Origin of the sequence: Ruegeria sp. HKCCE3926, from assembly GCF_017872515.1 — a bacterium.
In the GTDB taxonomy this organism is placed as follows: domain Bacteria; phylum Pseudomonadota; class Alphaproteobacteria; order Rhodobacterales; family Rhodobacteraceae; genus Ruegeria.
In genome coordinates this window covers 1,290,600-1,308,857 of sequence record NZ_JAEDOU010000001.1, presented here as the reverse complement: position 1 = coordinate 1,308,857, position 18,258 = coordinate 1,290,600, and the positions used below count along the sequence as shown (strand labels likewise).

The following is an 18,258-nucleotide window of genomic DNA, read 5'->3' as shown; positions in this document are numbered from 1 at the left end:
ACGCACGCCCCTGTCAGCAGGGCGGATCAAGGGGAACAAGCATGAGTGTTCGTGACGCGGTTCTGGCGAACCTGAAAAAGATCACCGACCCGGTATCCGGGCAGGACATCGTAAGCGCAGGCATCGTGCGCGCCTTGAACGTGGAAGGCGACACGGTACGCTTCGTGCTTGAGGTCGACCCGAAATATGCGGAAAAGATGGAACCCGTCCGCGCCACGGCTGAAAAGGCCGCTCAGATGGTGGAAGGCGTGGCAAATGTTTCGGCCTTGATGACCGCGCATTCCGACAAGGCACCGCCGGATCTGAAACCGAAACCCAAGCCATCGCAAACCGGGCCGCAGGCAGTGCCGGGTGTGGATCGAATCATCGCTGTTGCCTCTGGCAAGGGTGGGGTTGGCAAATCCACCGTTTCGGCCAACCTTGCCTGCGCATTGGCTGCGGAAGGCCGGCGTGTAGGTCTGCTGGATGCGGACGTTTACGGGCCGTCGCAACCCCGGATGTTGGGTGTCTCGGGCCGTCCGGCCAGCCCTGACGGCAAGACAATCCTGCCGCTGCGCAACCACGGCGTCACCATGATGTCGATGGGTTTGATGACCAACGAAGGTCAGGCGGTTGTCTGGCGTGGGCCGATGCTGATGGGTGCGCTGCAACAGATGATGAGCCAGGTGCAATGGGGCGCGCTGGATGTTCTGATCGTCGATCTGCCGCCCGGCACCGGTGACGTGCAACTGACGCTGAGCCAGAAGTTCCAGGTGGATGGTGCCATTGTCGTCTCAACGCCGCAGGACGTGGCCCTGATTGATGCCCGCAAGGGGATCGACATGTTCAACCAGCTCAAGACACCCATTGTCGGGATGATCGAAAACATGTCCACGCATATCTGTTCGAACTGTGGGCACGAAGAACATGTTTTCGGTCATGGTGGTGTCAAGTCCGAGGCAGAGGCGCTGGGCGTGCCGCTGCTGGGTGAAATCCCCTTGCATCTGGACATCCGCGTCGCCGCCGACGGTGGTGCGCCCATCGTGGTCAGCAAACCTGACAGCCCGCAGGCCGAGGCATTCCGCAAGATCGCCCGCGACATGATCGCCAAAGGCAACGCATGAGCCAGCCGGTTTTCCCACCCTTGCTGACGGGCCACCCGGTTCAGGGTGGGGAAGACCCGTTCGAGCGCGCGCAGGCCATGGCTGCGCTGGGCTGTGATGCGGGGACGGTTGTCTACAATATTCAGGCGGATTTCCTGCGCGTGGCAATTGTTTTTGCCCCTGAGGTGCCATTGCAGGATGCGGTGGCGATGCTGCCGCTTTGTGCTGTGGGATTTCAGAACGCGCTGGGCGCTTTGGCCCCGCCAGAGGTTGCGGTGCATCTGGGTTGGGATGGTCTGATTTGCGTGAACGGGGCGCGGTGCGGCCGGTTCCGCGCGGCTGCGTCAACATCAATGCCCGAGGAAGAGCCGGACTGGCTGGTCGTCGGTTGGGAGCTGACGCTGTTGCAAACAAGTGATGCGCCGGGTGAAACCCCTGATATCACAGCGCTGTACGATGAAGGCTGTGCCGAGGTTTCTGCAACGCTGCTGGTGGAAAGCTGGTCACGACACATGTTGACCTGGCTCAACCGTTGGCAGGAGGATGGCAACGCGTCCTTGCACGCCGAATGGATGGGCCTGCTGCGCGGCGTGGGCGAACCGCTGATCGATGGTGGTGTATTCCTTGGAACGGATGAACGTTTCGGGATGCTGATCCGCGATGGGGTCGATACACATCTGCGCCCCCTGACTGACATGTTGGAGAACCGAGAATGAAACTGGCCCGAGCGATCCATTTCGACGAAAGCGACATGAACGTGTTTCATTCGCCGGCGCGCACCGGAGAGTGGTGCGTTTCGGGTGGGTTTGAGTTTTCCAACTGGGGGCAGGGCGATCTTGAAGGCAAGGCACGACAGGCATTTGCGAATGGCTGGCTGGGGTTGGAAACCTTTGGCCGGGTGACTTTTGTCGCCGTGACGCAGATCGAAGCCGCAGAGAAAGATCAGATTACGCGTAATCTGGCCGAACATTTTGTGCAGTTCTATGGCGCACCCTCGGTCGAGGCCGCATTGGGCGTTGCGCAAGCTGAAATCGACCACATGTCAGAGTTGTGTGAAGACCATCCGGCCAACACGCTGTTGACCGTCGCAAGGGAATTGACAGAGACAGGCGTGCACGAAGCCTTTCGCGTGATCACTCCGCAGGACGCGGAGTTGGAGGCGTTGGCGGTTCACGGGTCGCTGGACGATTAGATCAGGTCGACAAACCCGCCGAACTGCCCGCGTTTGAAGATCAGCCCTTTGCCGGTGCGATACATGACCTGATCTACCTGACCCACGATGATCAGATGATCCCCGGCGTCATGACGGGCATGAAGGCGGCAATCGAACCGGGCCAGACACTGGGCCAGATGTGGGCGCCCGGCCTCATCCGCGGTCCAGTCTGCATGTGAGAAATCCGCCCCATCGCGTGCAAACCGTAACGCCTGATCCTGCTGATCCTGTGCCATGACGTGGATCGAATAGAGATCACAGGTACTGAACGTATCGAATCGGAAAGATTCCTTGGCCAGACACCACAGGACCAGTGGCGGGTCCAATGAGACTGAGGCAAATGAATTCACCGTAATGGCGCGCGGGCCATTGTCGGATTGCGCGGTAATCACCGTGACACCGGTGCCAAAGCATCCCAGCGCTTCCCGAAAGGCGGGGCTTTGATCCGGGGTCGGTCTAAAGGTCTTTTCGGTCATTGCGCGCTTAATCCTTGGCCGCGCATCAGGTGCCATGCGTGGCCCGGATTGTCCATGAAAAGCTGACTGCCGGGTGCAATTTATACCGTCAGTTCAGATCTTCCAGCAAACGACCGTGTTTGCGGGTTTCCATAATCACCTCGCCAAAAGTCGTCAGACCGCGTGCTTGCAGGATCGGCAGCACCTTGATCAATGCCTCGGCCGTGGCAATCGCATCGCCAAGTGCGGTATGGCGCAACGCTTCGGGGATCGTGATTTCCAACCGTTCACACAAGGCGTCCAGTGTGTGCGTGTCGCTTGCCCCGAACAGCACCGCAGACAGCAAGACCGTGTCGAGTATCGGATGATCCCACTCGACACCCATCCGTTTGGCATGGCGGCGCAGAAACGCCATGTCGAACGGGGCATTATGCGCCACGATCACGGCGTCGCGCGAAAACTGATGGAATACGCGTCCGGCTTCGGCGATATCGGGCGCCCCCTGAACCATACGATCGCTGATCTTGTGTACCTTGGTCGAGGCCGGGGGAATCGGAATGCCGGGATCAACCAGCATGTCCAGATGCTCACCCTGAACGATTTTACCATTCAGAACGCGCACTGCGCCGATCTGTACGATCTCATCCTTGTGAGGCAGCAAACCGGTTGTTTCCGTGTCAAAAACCACGAAACACAGATCCGTCAGGGGGCGGTTCTCGAACGCATCATCCCCCGGTTTATTGAGAAGTTCGAAATCATAGACCAGCGGGCGGGCATCGTCCGGTGACATATGTGTCGCGCTGTCTTCGAAGACAAGCATATATCCGGGTGCATCGCCCAAGGGTTTCATCCGGGCGGAATATGTCTGCCGCCCGTCCACGCTGGACAGGGTGCAATAGACGTCCTTTCCGGTTTTGCACATCTTGGCATATGCGTCTGTCAGGCCGGTGGCTTCGAGGTATTCGAAAAGAGATGCGTTCAGACGAGGATGCGCGATCTGGGCAAGAACCTCGGCGGCCTGCCCGTCGTACAGAACGATCTGATGTTTCGGACTGGCCAGCAGCATGGCCACCGGAATTTCCGTCAGCAGCGCGGTCAGGCGCTGTTTTTCTGCGGCCAGATGCGCGGTTTCGGCGGCCACGGCCTCGGCTGTGCGCATGGCGTTCGAGGCCAGTTGTTCCGCCAATCCCGCCGCAGCCGGGGCAAGATCGCCCAGATACCGCGCGGCCTGCATGTCCAGGTCGGTGCTTACACCGGCATGTGCACGGGCACGCAACTGGGCGGAAAGCCGTTCGATCGGTTTGGCGACGTTGTCGTCGAACAGCAGCCAAACACCCGCGACCAGTGCCAGAAATCCAAATCCGATCAGGATTTCGGCGAAGACGAAATCATTCAGCAGACCAGGGTTTCCCGTACGGGAATAGGTGATCCAGAGAGCGGTGGCGCTGATGGCAACCCCGCCCAGGGCGAGGAGGCAGAAAAACAGAAAAATCCTGAGCCTCAAACTCAATCCGGTCAGCATGATCAAACCCCGCAAGTGGCTGCGATGACGGGGTCATTGGTTCCGGCTGCAATCCAGTCAGCGTTCACCAGACGCCCGTCCTCGGCAAATTCGGCACCATCCGCCAGGTTGGCGCGGCGGCCTTCTGCACAATTCACGGCCACCGGCAGTTTCGAAACCGGAGCCCAGCGGCCAAAGAAGTAAAGATCGACAAGCCGTTGTTCCGGAACGTTTTCGTTTGTGCGCACCGATACGGTGTCGATTGCGGCAAACCGGTCAACGAACGGCACCGCGTAGGTCCAGGGGCGATAAAACGCGCGGCTTTCGACCTCTTGCACGATGGTCATCTCTTCGGGCAGTTGGTCGCGCGTGCGATCGTACCAGGAATATTCGCTGGTGATGGTCATCGCGATCATTCCAAGACCGGCCGCAACCGGCGTTGTCCATTTCGGCAGGCGCCCTCCGGTCAGCTTGTTCAGCAGAAGAACGATTCCGGCAAATGCGATCCCCGCAAAAACCGTGCCGATCAGTTCCAGAAACATGTGGTCTCTCCGTTGGTCAGTCGCATGTCAGCCCAGCATTCCCTTGCCGTGGCCAACTGCCGATTGCATCGTTTTTACCACCACAAAAGCATCACGCAGATGACTTCGCTCAAAGTCCGACAATTCAGACGGTGGCAGATAGTTGTCGGGCATCGCTCCGGACTTAACCAGCCGAACCTGATGTTCGAGCCGGGTTTCCGCGATCAGATCATAGGCGTCCAGCAGGTCACGCGCACCAGAAGGGCTGAGCACACCGCTGGCCTCGGCGGCTTTCAGGCGGGCGCGGGTGTTGGCCTCGGTCAGCTCGCCTTGCAGCGCGTAGATGCGCGCCAGATCGACGACGGGCACAACTCCGTTGTGTTTCAGGTCCAGCGTATTGCGATGCTCACCCGAGCGGATCGTTGCGAAACCGCGCAGCAGGCCCAGTGGGGGCGTATGCTTCAGCGAGTTCGAAATCATGTGTGCGACGAAGATCGAGTTTGCCCTGGCCGCTGCCAGAGTGTGGGCTTGCAGGTCGGCAAACAACTCAAATGCGCCGCCGATGGGGCGCAGGTCGAACATGACCGAAGCCAGCATTTGCGCCTCGGGGTTTGGCTTGGCAATCCAGCCCTTGAAATAGTCGCGCCAGACACGAACCGGCTGACACCAGCGCGGATTGGTCGCCATCATGTCGCCGGGGCAGTAAAAGTACCCGCAGACATCCAGCCCGTCAGAGACGAATATGGCCAGTTTGGTAAAATAGGACATATCGGCGTCGGTGGCGCTGTCATCCAGCATCAGGCAATTGTCCTGATCCGATACGCCGGTTTGTTCTTGCCGGCCCTGTGAACCGCAGGCCAGCCACAAGTAGGGTACAGGCGGCGGGCCTAGTTCAGTTTCGGCCAATTTCAGCAGGCGACGGGTAACCGTGTCGGCAATATCGGTGATCAGCCGCGTGACGATCTCGTGCCGGTTCCCGCCGGCAACCAACTGAACCAGCAACTGCGGAATTTCCGCCGTCACCCTCGCCATCTCTTCTGCGCTGTCGGCCTTTGCGATCCGACCAACCAACTCGGCCGAGTTGACGGCCTGATAGTGGGTCAGATCGGTCTGCGTCACGATCCCGACCAGACGACCGCCTTCGGAAACCGGGATGTGGCCAATGCCGCGCTCCATCATGATATGCAGAACGTCCGAGCCGATATCGCTGGGCGAGAGGGTTACGGGATTTGCAGTCATGATTTCGGATATCCGTGTTGTTACGGGCAACCCGTCGGCAACAAATTTGCCCGAAATGTCCCGCAGGGTGGCGATACCCTGCAACGTCTCTCCATCTGTCACGCATAGTGACGAGATGTGTTTGTCACGCATGATCCGTGCCGCTTCCTGAACTGTCGTGTCCGCAGGGCAGGTGGCGGGATCGCGCGCCATCAGAACGTCAATCGAACTGGTCGCAAGGCTTTGAGGGCCGCTGCGATTACCGCGGGTTCGATTGAAGAATTTGGCGACGACGTCGTGGTTGTCGATCAAAGTCCGGACCAAATCCGGAGGCAGAACCATCAGGACGGATGGTGTATGAGCGCGGGCCTTGGTCGCAGCCTTGCCGTCCTTCAACAGGCCGCGTTCACCGAAGGAATTGCGCAACCCCAGATGAGAAACGACTGCGCCGTTCTCGTCGGTGATCTCAACCTGTCCTTCATAAATCACAAAGACCCCGGGCAGGGAATGGCCGAGCTCATAGACCGAGGCGTCTTCCTCAACCTCCCAGACCTCGATCTGCTTTACGATCTGATCGAGGGTGTCCGACGGCAGCGCGTCATAGGGATGAACGGATTTCAGAAACCGGGTAATTTCATCGTGGGATAGGGGCATCTGATGTCTCCGGTATTCTGGTGAAAAAATCCCGCCCGGTGGTGTGCCGGGCGGGAACAGTGGATCGAAAGACGCGGCCGAAGGCAAGTGCCGACAACCGCATCATACTCAGTGATCCTGAGCTGCGCCCGCACCACGGGGAATGCGTACGCTTTCGACCAGATCCTTGATCTCCTGCGGAGTCTCCTTGGTCATACCGGCAACGATGTAGGCCGTTGCAAAGTTGACCATGGCACCGATCGCACCGAACGAGGTCGACTTGATCGGACCCAGCAGCGGATCTGCATCAGTGAACGAGTTGGTGCCCGGAATGAACAGCCAGCCCTTGTGCAGGAAGATGTAGACCAGAGTGACGACCAGACCAGCCAGCATGCCTGCGACCGCGCCGGTGTTGTTGATGCGGGTCGAGAAGATCCCCATCATCAGCGCCGGGAAGATCGAAGCAGCCGCCAGACCGAACGCAAGCGCCACGGTTTGTGCCGCAAAGCCCGGTGGGTTCAGACCCAGATAGGTCGCAACCACAATCGCCACGGCCATTGCGATACGCGCTGACAGAAGCTCGCCCTTTTCCGAGATTTGCGGGTTGATGGCACCCTTGATCAGGTCGTGGGACACAGCCGACGAGATTGCAAGCAGCAGGCCCGCAGCGGTGGACAGAGCAGCCGCAAGACCGCCGGCTGCGACCAGACCGATCACCCAACCCGGCAGGTTGGCAATCTCGGGGTTGGCCAGAACCAGGATGTCACGGTTGAACTTGGTCAGCTCGTTTCCAACCCAGCCTTTTTCTTCGGCAAGTGCCTGCATGTCGGCATTCTTGTCGTTGTAGTACTGGATCTTGCCGTCGCCGTTCTTGTCTTCCCAATCCAGCAGACCGGTTTTTTGCCACGTGGCCATCCAGTCATAGCGTGCGTCATTGTCGATTTGTTCAACAGTAACAGCACCGCCTTCGATGCCGCCATTGGGCCACATCATATCACTGATGTTCAGACGCGCCATGGCACCAACCGCAGGCGCGGTCAGATACAGCAGAGCGATGAAGACCAGCGCCCAGCCAGCCGACCAACGTGCGTCAGCCACTTTGGGAACGGTGAAGAAGCGCATGATGACGTGCGGCAGACCCGCAGTACCGATCATTAGCGACAGGGTGAACAGTACCATGTTCAGCGTGTTCGAGTGGTGGGCCGTGTATTCATTGAAGCCCAGCTCGGTCACGATGGCATCCAGCTTGGTCAGCAGGGGTTCACCGCTGGCGGTGTCACCAAACAGACCCAGCGCCGGAACCGGCGTGCCGGTCAGCTGCAGCGAGATGAAAATAGCCGGGATGGTGTAGGCAGTGATCAGCACGCAGTACTGAGCGACCTGAGTATAGGTCACGCCTTTCATCCCACCAAACACCGCATAGGCAAATACAACCGCTGCACCGATCAACAGGCCCGAGGTGTTGGACACTTCGAGGAAGCGGCCAAAGGCCACGCCGACGCCGGTCATCTGACCGATCACGTAGGTCACCGAGGCCACGATCAGGCAGATCACGGCAACGATACGCGCAGTCTGGCTGTAAAAGCGGTCGCCGATGAATTCCGACACGGTGTATTTACCAAACTTGCGCAGGTAAGGCGCAAGCAGCAGTGCCAACAGCACATAGCCGCCAGTCCAACCCATCAGGAACGAGCTGTTGTCGTAGCCGGTGAAGGCAATCAGACCCGCCATCGAGATGAACGAAGCCGCAGACATCCAGTCTGCCGCCGTTGCCATACCGTTGGTGACAGGATGGATGCCGCGACCCGCAGCGTAAAATTCAGATGTGGACCCCGCCCGGGCCCAGATCGCGATGCCAATGTATAGCGCAAAGGACGCGCCAACAAACAGCAGGTTGATGGTAAACTGATCCATGGGGTTTACTCCTCAACACCGTATTCGGCGTCTAGCTTGTTCATGCGCCAGGCGTAGTTGAAGATCAGCACCAAAAAGACCAGGATCGATCCCTGTTGTGCGAACCAAAAGCCCAGATCGGTTCCGCCGACGGCGATCCCCGACAACATCGGACGCAGCAGAATGCCGAATCCAAACGACACCAGCGCCCAAATCGCGAGGCTGATGTAGATAAGGCGCAGGTTGGCCTGCCAATAGCCCTTGTCGGACTCGGCAGTCTGCGCGGAGTTTGTTGAATGATCCGCCATCGCGGGTTCCTCCTTCGCTTCCTCGTTGGACGGCCCGATGCCCACATCCTCCAGTGCGTCGGGCCGCTTCTCACTTGTGCCGGACGCCATGTGACGTCAGGCAAAACTCCTCCAGTCCGCCAAAGCGGTCTTTTGAAGTATTCTGTTTGGGATCAGAGCCTTGCGGCCCTAAATCCACCCCCTAATTCATGACTTCGCCAACGATTCCTTCAAGGTCATTGGCAATGTCTTCGATCCTGCCCATGGCGTTTGTGCGCTGCAGCACGCCCTGACCGTCATAGTAGGCGATCAGTGGTGCCGTCTGCGCGTGGTACGCCGCAAGGCGCGAGGCCACCGTTTCGGCATTGTCATCCGCGCGGCGCTTGAATTCGGTATGGCCACACTTGTCGCATTTGCCTTCTTCGGCAGGTTTCTTGAACTGGTCGTGGTACCCTTCACCACAGCCGGCGCAGGTGTAGCGGCCCGAAATACGGGTCACCATTTCCGCGTCTTCCACTTCAAGGCTTATCGCGGCGTTGATCTTCTGGTTGTTCGATGCCAGCAGACTGTCAAGCGCTTCGGCCTGAACCGTCGTGCGCGGGAAACCGTCAAGAATGACGCCCTTGGCGCAATCCGGCTGTGCCATGCGGTCGCGCAGGATGGCGATGACGATCTCGTCGCTGACCAGATCGCCGGCTTCCATAACGGCTTTTGCCGCTTTGCCGGCGTCGGTTCCGGCCGCGACGGCTTCGCGCAGCAGGTCACCGGTGCTGAGTTGTACAAGTCCGAATTTCTCTTCCAACATCCGGGCTTGCGTGCCCTTCCCGGCACCCGGAGGGCCGAGAAGGATGAGAACGGCGGGCGTGGTGATCGTGGCAGCGTCCATCACACCCTCACTTATTCGCACGGTTTTCGATCAAGTCTTCGACCACCGACGGATCGGCCAGTGTCGAAGTATCGCCCAACGATCCGAAATCGTTCTCGGCGATCTTGCGCAGGATACGGCGCATGATCTTGCCCGAGCGCGTTTTCGGCAGGCCAGGTGCCCACTGTATCACATCCGGAGATGCAATCGGGCCGATTTCGGTGCGGACCCATGTGCGCAGCTCTTTCATCAACTCGTCCGACGGCTCGCGATCATTCATCAACGTGACGTAGCAATAGATGCCTTGCCCTTTGATTTCATGAGGGTATCCAACCACGGCAGCCTCGGCCACAGCAGCATGCGCAACCAGCGCGCTTTCCACCTCGGCCGTGCCCATGCGGTGACCGGACACGTTAATCACGTCGTCTACACGACCGGTGATCCAATAGTCGCCATCTTCGTCGCGACGGCAGCCGTCACCCGTGAAGTAATAGCCTTTGTAATCCGAGAAATAGGTTTTCTCGAACCGCTCATGATCGCCCCAGACGGTGCGCATCTGGCCGGGCCAGCTGTCTTTGATACACAGAACGCCCTCGACACCGTTGCCTTCGATTTCAACACCGGATTGCGGGTCCAGAACCACCGGTTCGATGCCAAAAAACGGCTTCATCGCCGATCCGGGCTTCATCGCATGTGCACCGGGCAGCGGCGTCATCAGGTGGCCGCCGGTTTCTGTCTGCCACCAGGTGTCGACGATGGGGCATTTGCCTTTGCCGACAACGTCGTTGTACCAGGTCCAGGCCTCGGGGTTGATCGGTTCACCCACGGTGCCCAGAATGCGCAGATCGCTGAGGTCGCATTTTTCGACAAACTCATTGCCCTGACCCATCAGCGCGCGGATCGCGGTCGGTGCGGTGTAGAACTGGTTGACCTTGTGCTTTTCGCAGACCTGCCAGAAGCGCGAGGCGTCGGGATAAGTGGGCACGCCTTCGAACATCAGCGTGGTTGCGCCATTGGCCAGCGGGCCATAGACGATATAGCTGTGCCCGGTGACCCAGCCCACGTCAGCGGTGCACCAATACACGTCACCTTCGTGATAATCGAATGTGATCTCGTGCGTCATCGAGGCGTAAACAAGATACCCCCCTGTGGTGTGCACAACGCCCTTGGGCTGACCGGTCGAACCCGACGTGTAAAGAATGAACAGAGGATCTTCGGCGTTCATTTCGGCAGGGGCGCAGTAGTCGTCCGCCTCAAGCGCCATTTCGTTGTAGTCAAAGTCGCGACCGTCGATCCAGGTAGTCTGACCGCCGGTGCGCTTGACCACAAGGCATTTTACCGTGTCTTTGCAGTGCAGCAGGGCGGCGTCTGCGTTGGATTTCAGCGGCGTTTTGCGGCCGCCACGCGGGGCCTCATCTGCCGTAATCACGACCTTGGCGTCGCACCCATTGATCCGCGCTGCCAGAGCGTCGGGCGAGAAGCCCGCGAAAACGATCGAATGAATTGCGCCGATCCGCGCACAGGCCAGCATGGCGTAAGCAGCTTCGGGGATCATCGGCAGATAGATGACCACGCGATCGCCCTTGCGCACGCCCAGGGATTCCAGAATGTTGGCCATCCGGCAGGTGCGGCGGTGCAATTCTGCGTAAGAGATATGCTGGGCCGGGTCATTCGGATCATCCGGCTCCCAGATGATCGCGGTCTGGTCGCCGCGGGTTTTTAGATGACGATCCAGGCAGTTGGCCGACACATTCAACGTGCCATCGGCATACCAGTTGATCTTGACCGAGCCAAACTCGTAACTGACGTCCTTGACCTGGGTGAAGGGCTTGATCCAGTCGATGCGCTTGCCTTGCTCGCCCCAGAACGCGTCGGGGTCGCTGATTGAGGCTGCGTACATGTCAGCATACTTTGCCGCATCGACATGCGCACGAGCGACGGTTTCTGCGGATGGCGGATAAGTCTTGGCATCTGCCTGGGCAGCGGTGGTCATCTTTGAGGCTCCTCCCTCTGGACTGGATTGCTTGTGGATTTTTTGCCTGTCATTCAGGCAATGTCGATCCTGTTCCTCCCCAAGTTTGAATATTACCGCGTTCTGAAAATAAATAAATAAATTGGTGTAATCCTTGGATTTCTTTGTAAAGAAATTTTAACAATACGGCCATATTAGTAAAAATATTGGCAAAAGAATCTCTAAAATAAAACAAAAACAGTCACTTAAAAGTAACGAGAATTGAGGGCGCTGTGTGTCAATTGTGGTTGCAACGACAGGTGACCTCAAGGCTTCTGTCGTTTTGAGTCATTTCTGGGACTTATTCTGCAAAATACGCAAATCCCGGTTAGGGTTGGCACAACCGATTGTTGGCGCTAGCTTGATCGGCAAGCGCCTCGGTAGGGGGCGCACCTATGGGAGACGATACTATGAAAAAGATGTTGAGCGGTGCCGCAGTCGCCGCCCTTGGCGTTGCTTTTGTGACTGAAGCTGCAGCGACGGAATGGAACGCATCCGTCTGGGGCAAGCGCCGCGCCTTTACGGAACATGTTGAAAAGCTGGCCGAACTGGTCAGCGAGAAAACCGGTGGCGAATTCACCATCAATGTCAGCTATGGCGGGTTGTCCAAACCTAAGGAAAACCTGGACGGGATCGAAATCGGCGCCTTTGAGATGGCGCAGTTCTGTGCCGGCTATCACCGCGACAAGAACCGGGCGATTACCGTTTTGGAACTGCCATTTCTGGGTGTGAACAACCTGCAGGAAGAAGTTGCGGTAAGCCATGCAGTATACGACCATCCAGCGGTCAAGGAAGAGATGGCGCAATGGAACGCCCGCATCATCATGACCTCGCCAATGCCGCAGTATAACCTTGTCGGCACGGGCGAGCCGCGGGATGAACTTGCTGAATTTGACGGAATGCGGGTCCGGGCGACCGGTGGCCTTGGTCAGGCCTTCGAGGCGGTCGGAGGGGTGCCGACATCGGTTCCGGCGACCGAAGCCTTCAATGCGATGGAATCGGGCGTCGTCGACACCGTGGCCTTTGCCCAGCACGCGCACCTGTCATTCGGAACGATCAACGAAGCGGACTGGTGGACTGCGAACCTGAATCCAGGAACGGTGAACTGCCCGGTTGTCGTCAACATCGATGCCTACGAGGCGCTGCCAGCCGAACATCGTGAGGCTCTGGACAGCTCGATTGACGAGGCGATCGATCACTACCTTGCGAATTACGGCGGCTTGCTCGAACAATGGGACAGTGTCCTGGAAGAAAAGGGTGTCCAGAAGGTCATGATCGACGACGCGGTAATCGAAGAGTTCCGCACGAAGGCCGCTGATCCGATCCGTGAAAAATGGATTGCGGACATGACCGCACAGGGCCTGCCGGCGCAGGACCTTTACGATCTTGTCCAGACGACGCTGAAGCAACAGCGCGGCGGCAACTGATCCACAAGGCCGGGTGCTTTCAAGGCGCCCGGCAACAAACAACAAGGAAACACCGGAATGGCAGGACAAGCCACGGTTCTGGTAGACGGCAGCCGTCTGAGCCAGTTGGATCAGCGTTTGCTCGTGCTCGAACGGTTTCTGGCACTGATCAGCGGATTGGCGGTTTTTTCACTGATGGTATTGGCCGTTGTATCGGTCAGTGGTCGAAATGCACTGAATGCTCCTTTGCCGGGCTATGTGGACTGGATCGAACAGGCGATGCCTCTCATCGCTTTTCTGGGCATTTCATATGTTCAGCGTGATGGGGGGCATATCCGGATGGATATAGTCATATCCCGCTTGCACGGTCGGGCTTTGTGGCTGTTCGAATTGCTCTCGGTGGTCCTGATCCTGATCCTGATGCTGGCTCTGGTTTGGGGCAGTTGGTCTCATTTCGACCGGTCCTTTGATTTTGGCGCCCCAATGTGGAGCCGGGACAGTTCGATCGACATCGGCATACCCTTGTGGCCGGCCAAGCTGCTGGCACCCGTTGCATTTTCCGTTCTCTGCCTGCGCCTTGCGCTGCAAGTCTGGGGGTATGGTCGGGCGTTCTGGCTGGGGCTGGACACTCCGGCGGCCGTTCCGTTGATACAGGATGCAGCGGCGCAGGCGGCGGCCGAGGCCGAACAGTTCGAAGGGCAGGACTGATACATGGACACGATTGAGATTGGCCTTTGGGTCACTGGCGGCCTTCTGGTCCTTGTCGTGGCGGGCATGCGGGTTGCCTTCGCAGCGGGTTTGGCAGGGCTTGTCGGACTGGTTTGGATTTTCTGGGCCAAGTTCGGTTACGATCCGGAACGGTTTGGCAAGGCGCTGACAGTGGCAGTCAAGACCGCGGGGCAGGTGCCACATTCCAAGGTCGCGTCCCACACTCTCAGCCTGATTCCGACCTTTATCCTGATCGGGTATCTGGCTTATTACGCGGGGCTTACCCGTGCTTTGTTCGAGGCCGCAAAACGTTGGGTCGCATGGGTGCCCGGAGGGTTGGCGGTTTCGACCGTTTTCGCCACAGCCGGCTTCGCTGCGGTGTCCGGTGCTTCGGTTGCGACTTCGGCCGTCTTCGCCCGTATCGCGATTCCGGAAATGCTGAAGGTGGGCTATAACAAACGCTTTGCAGCAGGTGTGGTTGCCGCGGGCGGGACGCTGGCCTCCCTGATCCCGCCTTCGGCCATTTTGGTGATCTACGCGATCATCGTCGAGCAGGATGTCGGGAAGCTGCTGTTGGCGGGGTTCATTCCGGGTGCGTTTTCCGCAATTGTATACGGCCTTCTGATCGTCGGGATTGCAGTGATATTCAAATCCGTTGGTCCGCCTGTCACGGGGTTTTCCTGGAAACAGCGCTTTGCCGCTCTTCCCGGTGCTATTCCGATTGTCGCCGTCATCCTGATCATCATTTGCTTTGTCTACAATCCGTTTGGAGAAAAAGCATGGGGCACTCCGACGGAAGGCGGTGCCATTGGCGCCTTCATCGTATTCTGTTTCGCCTTGTTCCACGGAATGCGCTGGGCCGAGCTCAAATCCGCGCTTTTGGAAACCGCCAAACTGACGGCGATGATCTTTTCGATCATCTGGGGCGTTCTGATCTATGTGCGCTTTCTTGGGTTCGCCGACCTGCCGGGTGCCTTCTCGGATTGGATCACGGGGCTCGAGATGTCGCCCATGATGATCCTGATCTGCATTCTGCTGGCATATGCGGTGTTGGGCATGTTCATGGACGCGATCGGCATGCTGCTTTTGACTTTGCCCGTCGTCTATCCGGCGGTGATGGCCCTGAATGGTGGTGAAACCGTCAGTGCCGCCGACAGCGCGTTTGGAATGTCCGGCCCGATGTGCGCGATCTGGTTTGGCATTCTGGTCGTCAAAATGGCCGAGTTTTGCCTGATTACACCGCCCATCGGGCTGAACTGCTTTGTCGTTGCCGGTGTGCGCCCGGACCTGAGTGTTCAAGATGTGTTCAAAGGCGTCACGCCCTTTTTCATCGCGGACGCCCTGACCATCGCAATGCTTGTGGCATTCCCGGGTATTGTCCTCTACCTGCCATCGCTTGCGGGATAGCTCGGAAGCGAGGCTCTGCCTCGCGCTCCGGGGTATTTGTGGCCAGATGAAGTTCGGATCCCCTGCTTCATCTGGCTGAAAATATCCCGGGGGAGGCGCGCGCAGCGCGGCGGGGGCAGAGCCCCCAAGATCGCGTGTTATCCAGCTCGCATCAACATTCCGAACAGATCGCGCGGATCGTCCGGGTCGGCCAACATGTCCAGAGGTTCAAAGAAGGTTGTGCCTTCAATCGCCTGTTTCACATAGCGCAGGGCCGAGAAATCCTCGATGGCAAAGCCGACACTGTCGAACAAAGTGATCTGCCGCTCATCGATGCGCCCCTTGGCGGCGCCGGTGATGACCTGCCACATCTCGGTCACAGGGTGATCCGCGTCCAGCGCCTGAATTTCGCCTTCGATCCGGGTTTGTTCAGGGTACTCGACGAAGATGTCCGAACGTAACAGGATGTCGCGATGCAGCTCGGTCTTGCCGGGGCAATCGCCTCCGATGGCGTTGATGTGCACGCCGGGCCCGACCATGTTGTCGGTCAGAATCGTTGCGTATTTCTTGTCTGCCGTGCAGGTGGTGATGATCTGGGCACCTTCAATGGCGTCTTCCGGCGTCTTGCAAAGGATGACTGTCAGGCCCTTGCCCTGCAAGTTCGCAGCGCATTTCGACGTGGCATTCGGGTCGATGTCATAAAGCCGAACGGTGTCGATTCCGCACATTGCCTTGAAGGCAAGGCATTGGAATTCGGACTGTGCGCCATTGCCGATCATGGCCATTGTCCTGGCATTTTTCGGGGCCAGATAGCGCCCGACCAATGCCGAAGTTGCAGCCGTGCGCAGCGCGGTCAGCATTGTCATTTCGGTCAACAGCGTCGGATATCCTGTATAGACATCTGCCAACAGACCGAATGCAGTTACTGTTTGCAGCCCCTCGGAGGTGTTCTTGGGATGGCCGTTTACGTATTTGAACCCGTACGCCTCACCATCCGAAGTTGGCATCAACTCAATTACGCCATGAGGAGAATGTGCCGGAATACGAGGTGTCTTGTCGAAGCTTTCCCATCGTTTGAAATCGGCCTCGATCTGAGCGGCAATCTGCGTGATCATCTGTTCGACGCCAATGTGGTGTACCAGTCGCATCATGTTGTCGACGGAAACGAATGGTACCAGGGCCTTGTCTGAAGGTTGCATGGTGCTCTCCTATCGGCGGGCAAGGTGAACGCCTGCAATCAAGCAGCGCACGGACCCACCGGCGGTTTCAATTGTAGGAACGGACAGCGGCAACGGTGTTGCACTGTCCTGGATTGCTGCGATTTGGTCTGGTGTGAGGGCGGCAAGTGCCCTGCTGGACAGGGCAAGAACCAACCCATCCCGTCCGGTCAGTTCAATGGCGTTACCTGCGAACTCGGCAATTTGGTCGTGCGTCAGGTCAATGACCGTTCGACCGGATTCTTCCAGCCGATTGCGAACGGTCATGCGGCGGGCCGGGTCCGAAATCATGTCGAGGCAAATCAGGGCGTAATGCGTTCCGATACCCATCAAAACGTTGGTGTGATAAACGTCTCGGCCCTTGGCATCGCGGGCTTCGAAGGCGATTGGTTCATAGTTGAAATGTGTGCAGAACCGTTCCAACAGGACCGGATCGGCGCGATTGGACGTCACCGTGTAAGCGATACGGGCCACATGATCCAACACCATCGCGCCGGTCCCTTCCAGGGCCAGGTTGTCTTGTTCCAGCCCGGAATAGTCGATGACATCCTGCACACGGTATTCCTCTTTGAGCAGTTCGATTACATCGGTCCGGCGTTCGCGTCTGCGCGATGGCACGAACATCGGGTAGATCGCCACATGGCCGCCGGGATGCGTCGAGAACCAGTTGTTTGGAAAAACGCTGTCAGGTGTGTTGAGGTCCCCGAAATCGTCAAACACATGAACAGTGACACCGGCGTCGCGCAATTGCTGTACCGCCCGATCATGTTCATCCCTGGCCGCTTCCGACGTGGCCTGGGCGGATGCAGTGCTCAGCGTTTGAAAGGCATTGTCATCGCGTGTTTCTGGGTTGGACGCAAAAGCGTGCGGCCGGATCATGATAGCGGCAGATGGCGCTTGCAGAGACAGCATCAAAAACTCCGGGTGGGACGGTCGAAGATACGGCGACCCATCAACGAGGCGGCCAGATCGACCATCAGTTTTGCGGTTCGGCCCCTCTCATCCAGAAACGGGTTCAGTTCGACCAGGTCCAGCGAGCAGACAAGCCCGCTTTCATGCAGCAGTTCCATTACCAGGTGGGCTTCGCGCTCGGTTGCACCGCCGGGCACGGTCGTGCCGACTGCGGGCGCCACTGCCGGGTCGAGGAAATCGACATCCAAAGATACATGTAGCAGAGCGTTTTCTGCCTTCACGCGATCAAGAAAGGCCAAAAGGGGGGCTTTGATTCCATTTTCATCGATGCTGCGCATATCCGCCAGCATGGCGCGGTCTTGCTCCAGCGCCGCCCGTTCCGCCGGGTCAACAGAACGCAATCCGATCATGCCGACGCGATCCGTCGGTATGACGGCCGGCAAAGGGGGGAAATCCTCGAATCCGGGTCTGCCGGTGAAATACGCCACCGGCGTTCCGTGCAGGTTGCCGCTGCCGGTACTGTCCGGAGTGTGAAAGTCGCTGTGGGCGTCAAGCCATAGCACAAAAAGAGGGCGGTCGATCCGAGCAGCATGGGCGGCCATCCCGGCCACCGTACCCATGGACAGGGCGTGATCACCCCCCATGAAAATCGGAATGCCCTGACCCGCCGCGTCTTGTGCAGCTTTGCTGAGAGCGTGCGTCCACCCCACGCATTCGGGCAGGGCGAACAGGTGCGGGTGTCGGGGAATGTCGACGTTTTCGGCCTGCACGTCGCCCCAATCTTGAACGGTGTGACCAAGATCAGACAGCGCCTCATCCAACCCTGCCACGCGATACGCATCAGGTCCCATCCGGCATCCCTGACGACGTTTCCCGGCGTCCATTGGGGCGCCGACCAGTATGATATCCTTGATTTCCATGTGTTCATTTAGGCCGTCGAGCTGTCTTGC

17 protein-coding genes are annotated in these 18,258 nt (G+C 58.4%); 6 read left to right on the top strand and 11 right to left on the bottom strand.

The window, feature by feature from the left end:
- The first annotated feature begins 41 nt into the window (after positions 1–41).
- The 3 genes from I9184_RS06585 to I9184_RS06575 are packed head-to-tail and all read left to right on the top strand — an operon-like array spanning position 42 to position 2,274.
- The gene (locus I9184_RS06585; RefSeq protein ID WP_152457717.1) at positions 42–1,103 is read left to right on the top strand and encodes an Mrp/NBP35 family ATP-binding protein; all 1,062 of its coding nucleotides are present in this window, start codon (positions 42–44) and stop codon (positions 1,101–1,103) included.
- Entirely contained in the window at positions 1,100–1,798 is a 699-nt protein-coding gene (locus I9184_RS06580; RefSeq protein ID WP_209833348.1) for a biotin/lipoate--protein ligase family protein, read from the top strand. Before I9184_RS06585 ends, I9184_RS06580 begins: the two co-directional genes overlap by 4 nt.
- Entirely contained in the window at positions 1,795–2,274 is a 480-nt protein-coding gene (locus I9184_RS06575) for a DUF6505 family protein (RefSeq protein ID WP_171633041.1), read from the top strand. Before I9184_RS06580 ends, I9184_RS06575 begins: the two co-directional genes overlap by 4 nt.
- Here the strand turns inward: I9184_RS06575 and I9184_RS06570 are convergent.
- The 8 genes from I9184_RS06570 to acs all read right to left on the bottom strand — a co-directional run bounded on the left by I9184_RS06570 (position 2,271) and on the right by acs (position 11,661).
- Positions 2,271–2,771 (bottom strand): flavin reductase family protein, encoded by a 501-nt coding sequence (locus I9184_RS06570; RefSeq protein ID WP_209833347.1) that lies wholly within the window; start codon positions 2,769–2,771, stop codon positions 2,271–2,273. The genes I9184_RS06575 and I9184_RS06570 overlap by 4 nt on opposite strands.
- Positions 2,772–2,859: 88 nt before the next feature.
- Positions 2,860–4,272 carry a 3'-5' exonuclease gene (locus I9184_RS06565; protein ID WP_209833346.1) on the bottom strand — a complete coding sequence of 471 codons (1,413 nt, stop codon included), beginning with the start codon at positions 4,270–4,272 and terminating at the stop codon, positions 2,860–2,862.
- A gap of 2 nt (positions 4,273–4,274) precedes the next feature.
- On the bottom strand, positions 4,275–4,793 hold the full coding sequence (locus I9184_RS06560) for a hypothetical protein (protein ID WP_171633037.1): 519 nt from the start codon (positions 4,791–4,793) through the stop codon (positions 4,275–4,277).
- Between the two features lie 27 nt (positions 4,794–4,820).
- Positions 4,821–6,644 (bottom strand): DUF294 nucleotidyltransferase-like domain-containing protein, encoded by a 1,824-nt coding sequence (locus tag I9184_RS06555; RefSeq protein WP_209833344.1) that lies wholly within the window; start codon positions 6,642–6,644, stop codon positions 4,821–4,823.
- Between the two features lie 108 nt (positions 6,645–6,752).
- Positions 6,753–8,537, bottom strand: a complete 1,785-nt coding sequence (locus I9184_RS06550) for a sodium:solute symporter family protein (protein WP_171633032.1) — start codon at positions 8,535–8,537, stop codon at positions 6,753–6,755.
- 5 nt (positions 8,538–8,542) lie between these two features.
- Positions 8,543–8,824, bottom strand: a complete 282-nt coding sequence (locus I9184_RS06545; RefSeq protein WP_170344753.1) for a DUF4212 domain-containing protein — start codon at positions 8,822–8,824, stop codon at positions 8,543–8,545.
- 181 nt (positions 8,825–9,005) lie between these two features.
- Positions 9,006–9,689 carry an adenylate kinase gene (locus I9184_RS06540; RefSeq protein ID WP_171723432.1) on the bottom strand — a complete coding sequence of 228 codons (684 nt, stop codon included), beginning with the start codon at positions 9,687–9,689 and terminating at the stop codon, positions 9,006–9,008.
- Positions 9,690–9,696: 7 nt separating this feature from the next.
- A complete protein-coding gene (acs, locus tag I9184_RS06535) occupies positions 9,697–11,661 on the bottom strand; it encodes an acetate--CoA ligase (RefSeq protein ID WP_171633027.1) in 1,965 nt (654 codons plus the stop codon).
- 428 nt (positions 11,662–12,089) lie between these two features.
- On the opposite strand from acs, the gene I9184_RS06530 reads away from it, so the two are divergent.
- From I9184_RS06530 to I9184_RS06520, 3 genes are read left to right on the top strand one after another with little or no spacing between them, the layout of a single operon-like run.
- On the top strand, positions 12,090–13,106 hold the full coding sequence (locus tag I9184_RS06530) for a C4-dicarboxylate TRAP transporter substrate-binding protein (protein ID WP_171723430.1): 1,017 nt from the start codon (positions 12,090–12,092) through the stop codon (positions 13,104–13,106).
- Between the two features lie 57 nt (positions 13,107–13,163).
- Complete coding sequence (locus tag I9184_RS06525; protein ID WP_171723429.1) at positions 13,164–13,793, top strand: TRAP transporter small permease; 630 nt, start codon at positions 13,164–13,166, stop codon at positions 13,791–13,793.
- Positions 13,794–13,796: 3 nt separating this feature from the next.
- The gene (locus tag I9184_RS06520; protein ID WP_171723428.1) at positions 13,797–15,200 is read left to right on the top strand and encodes a TRAP transporter large permease; all 1,404 of its coding nucleotides are present in this window, start codon (positions 13,797–13,799) and stop codon (positions 15,198–15,200) included.
- 137 nt (positions 15,201–15,337) lie between these two features.
- Here I9184_RS06520 and I9184_RS06515 read toward each other — a convergent pair whose 3' ends face one another.
- Genes I9184_RS06515 through rocF form a run of 3 tightly spaced genes read right to left on the bottom strand, consistent with a single transcriptional unit; the run spans position 15,338 to position 18,228 of the window.
- A complete protein-coding gene (locus I9184_RS06515; protein WP_209833341.1) occupies positions 15,338–16,378 on the bottom strand; it encodes an ornithine cyclodeaminase in 1,041 nt (346 codons plus the stop codon).
- A 9-nt stretch (positions 16,379–16,387) separates the two neighbouring features.
- Positions 16,388–17,308 (bottom strand): arginine deiminase-related protein, encoded by a 921-nt coding sequence (locus tag I9184_RS06510; RefSeq protein ID WP_209833339.1) that lies wholly within the window; start codon positions 17,306–17,308, stop codon positions 16,388–16,390.
- Positions 17,308–18,228, bottom strand: a complete 921-nt coding sequence (gene rocF / locus I9184_RS06505) for an arginase (protein ID WP_171633014.1) — start codon at positions 18,226–18,228, stop codon at positions 17,308–17,310. The genes I9184_RS06510 and rocF overlap by 1 nt, the downstream gene beginning before the upstream one ends.
- Between the last annotated feature and the right edge of the window lie 30 nt (positions 18,229–18,258).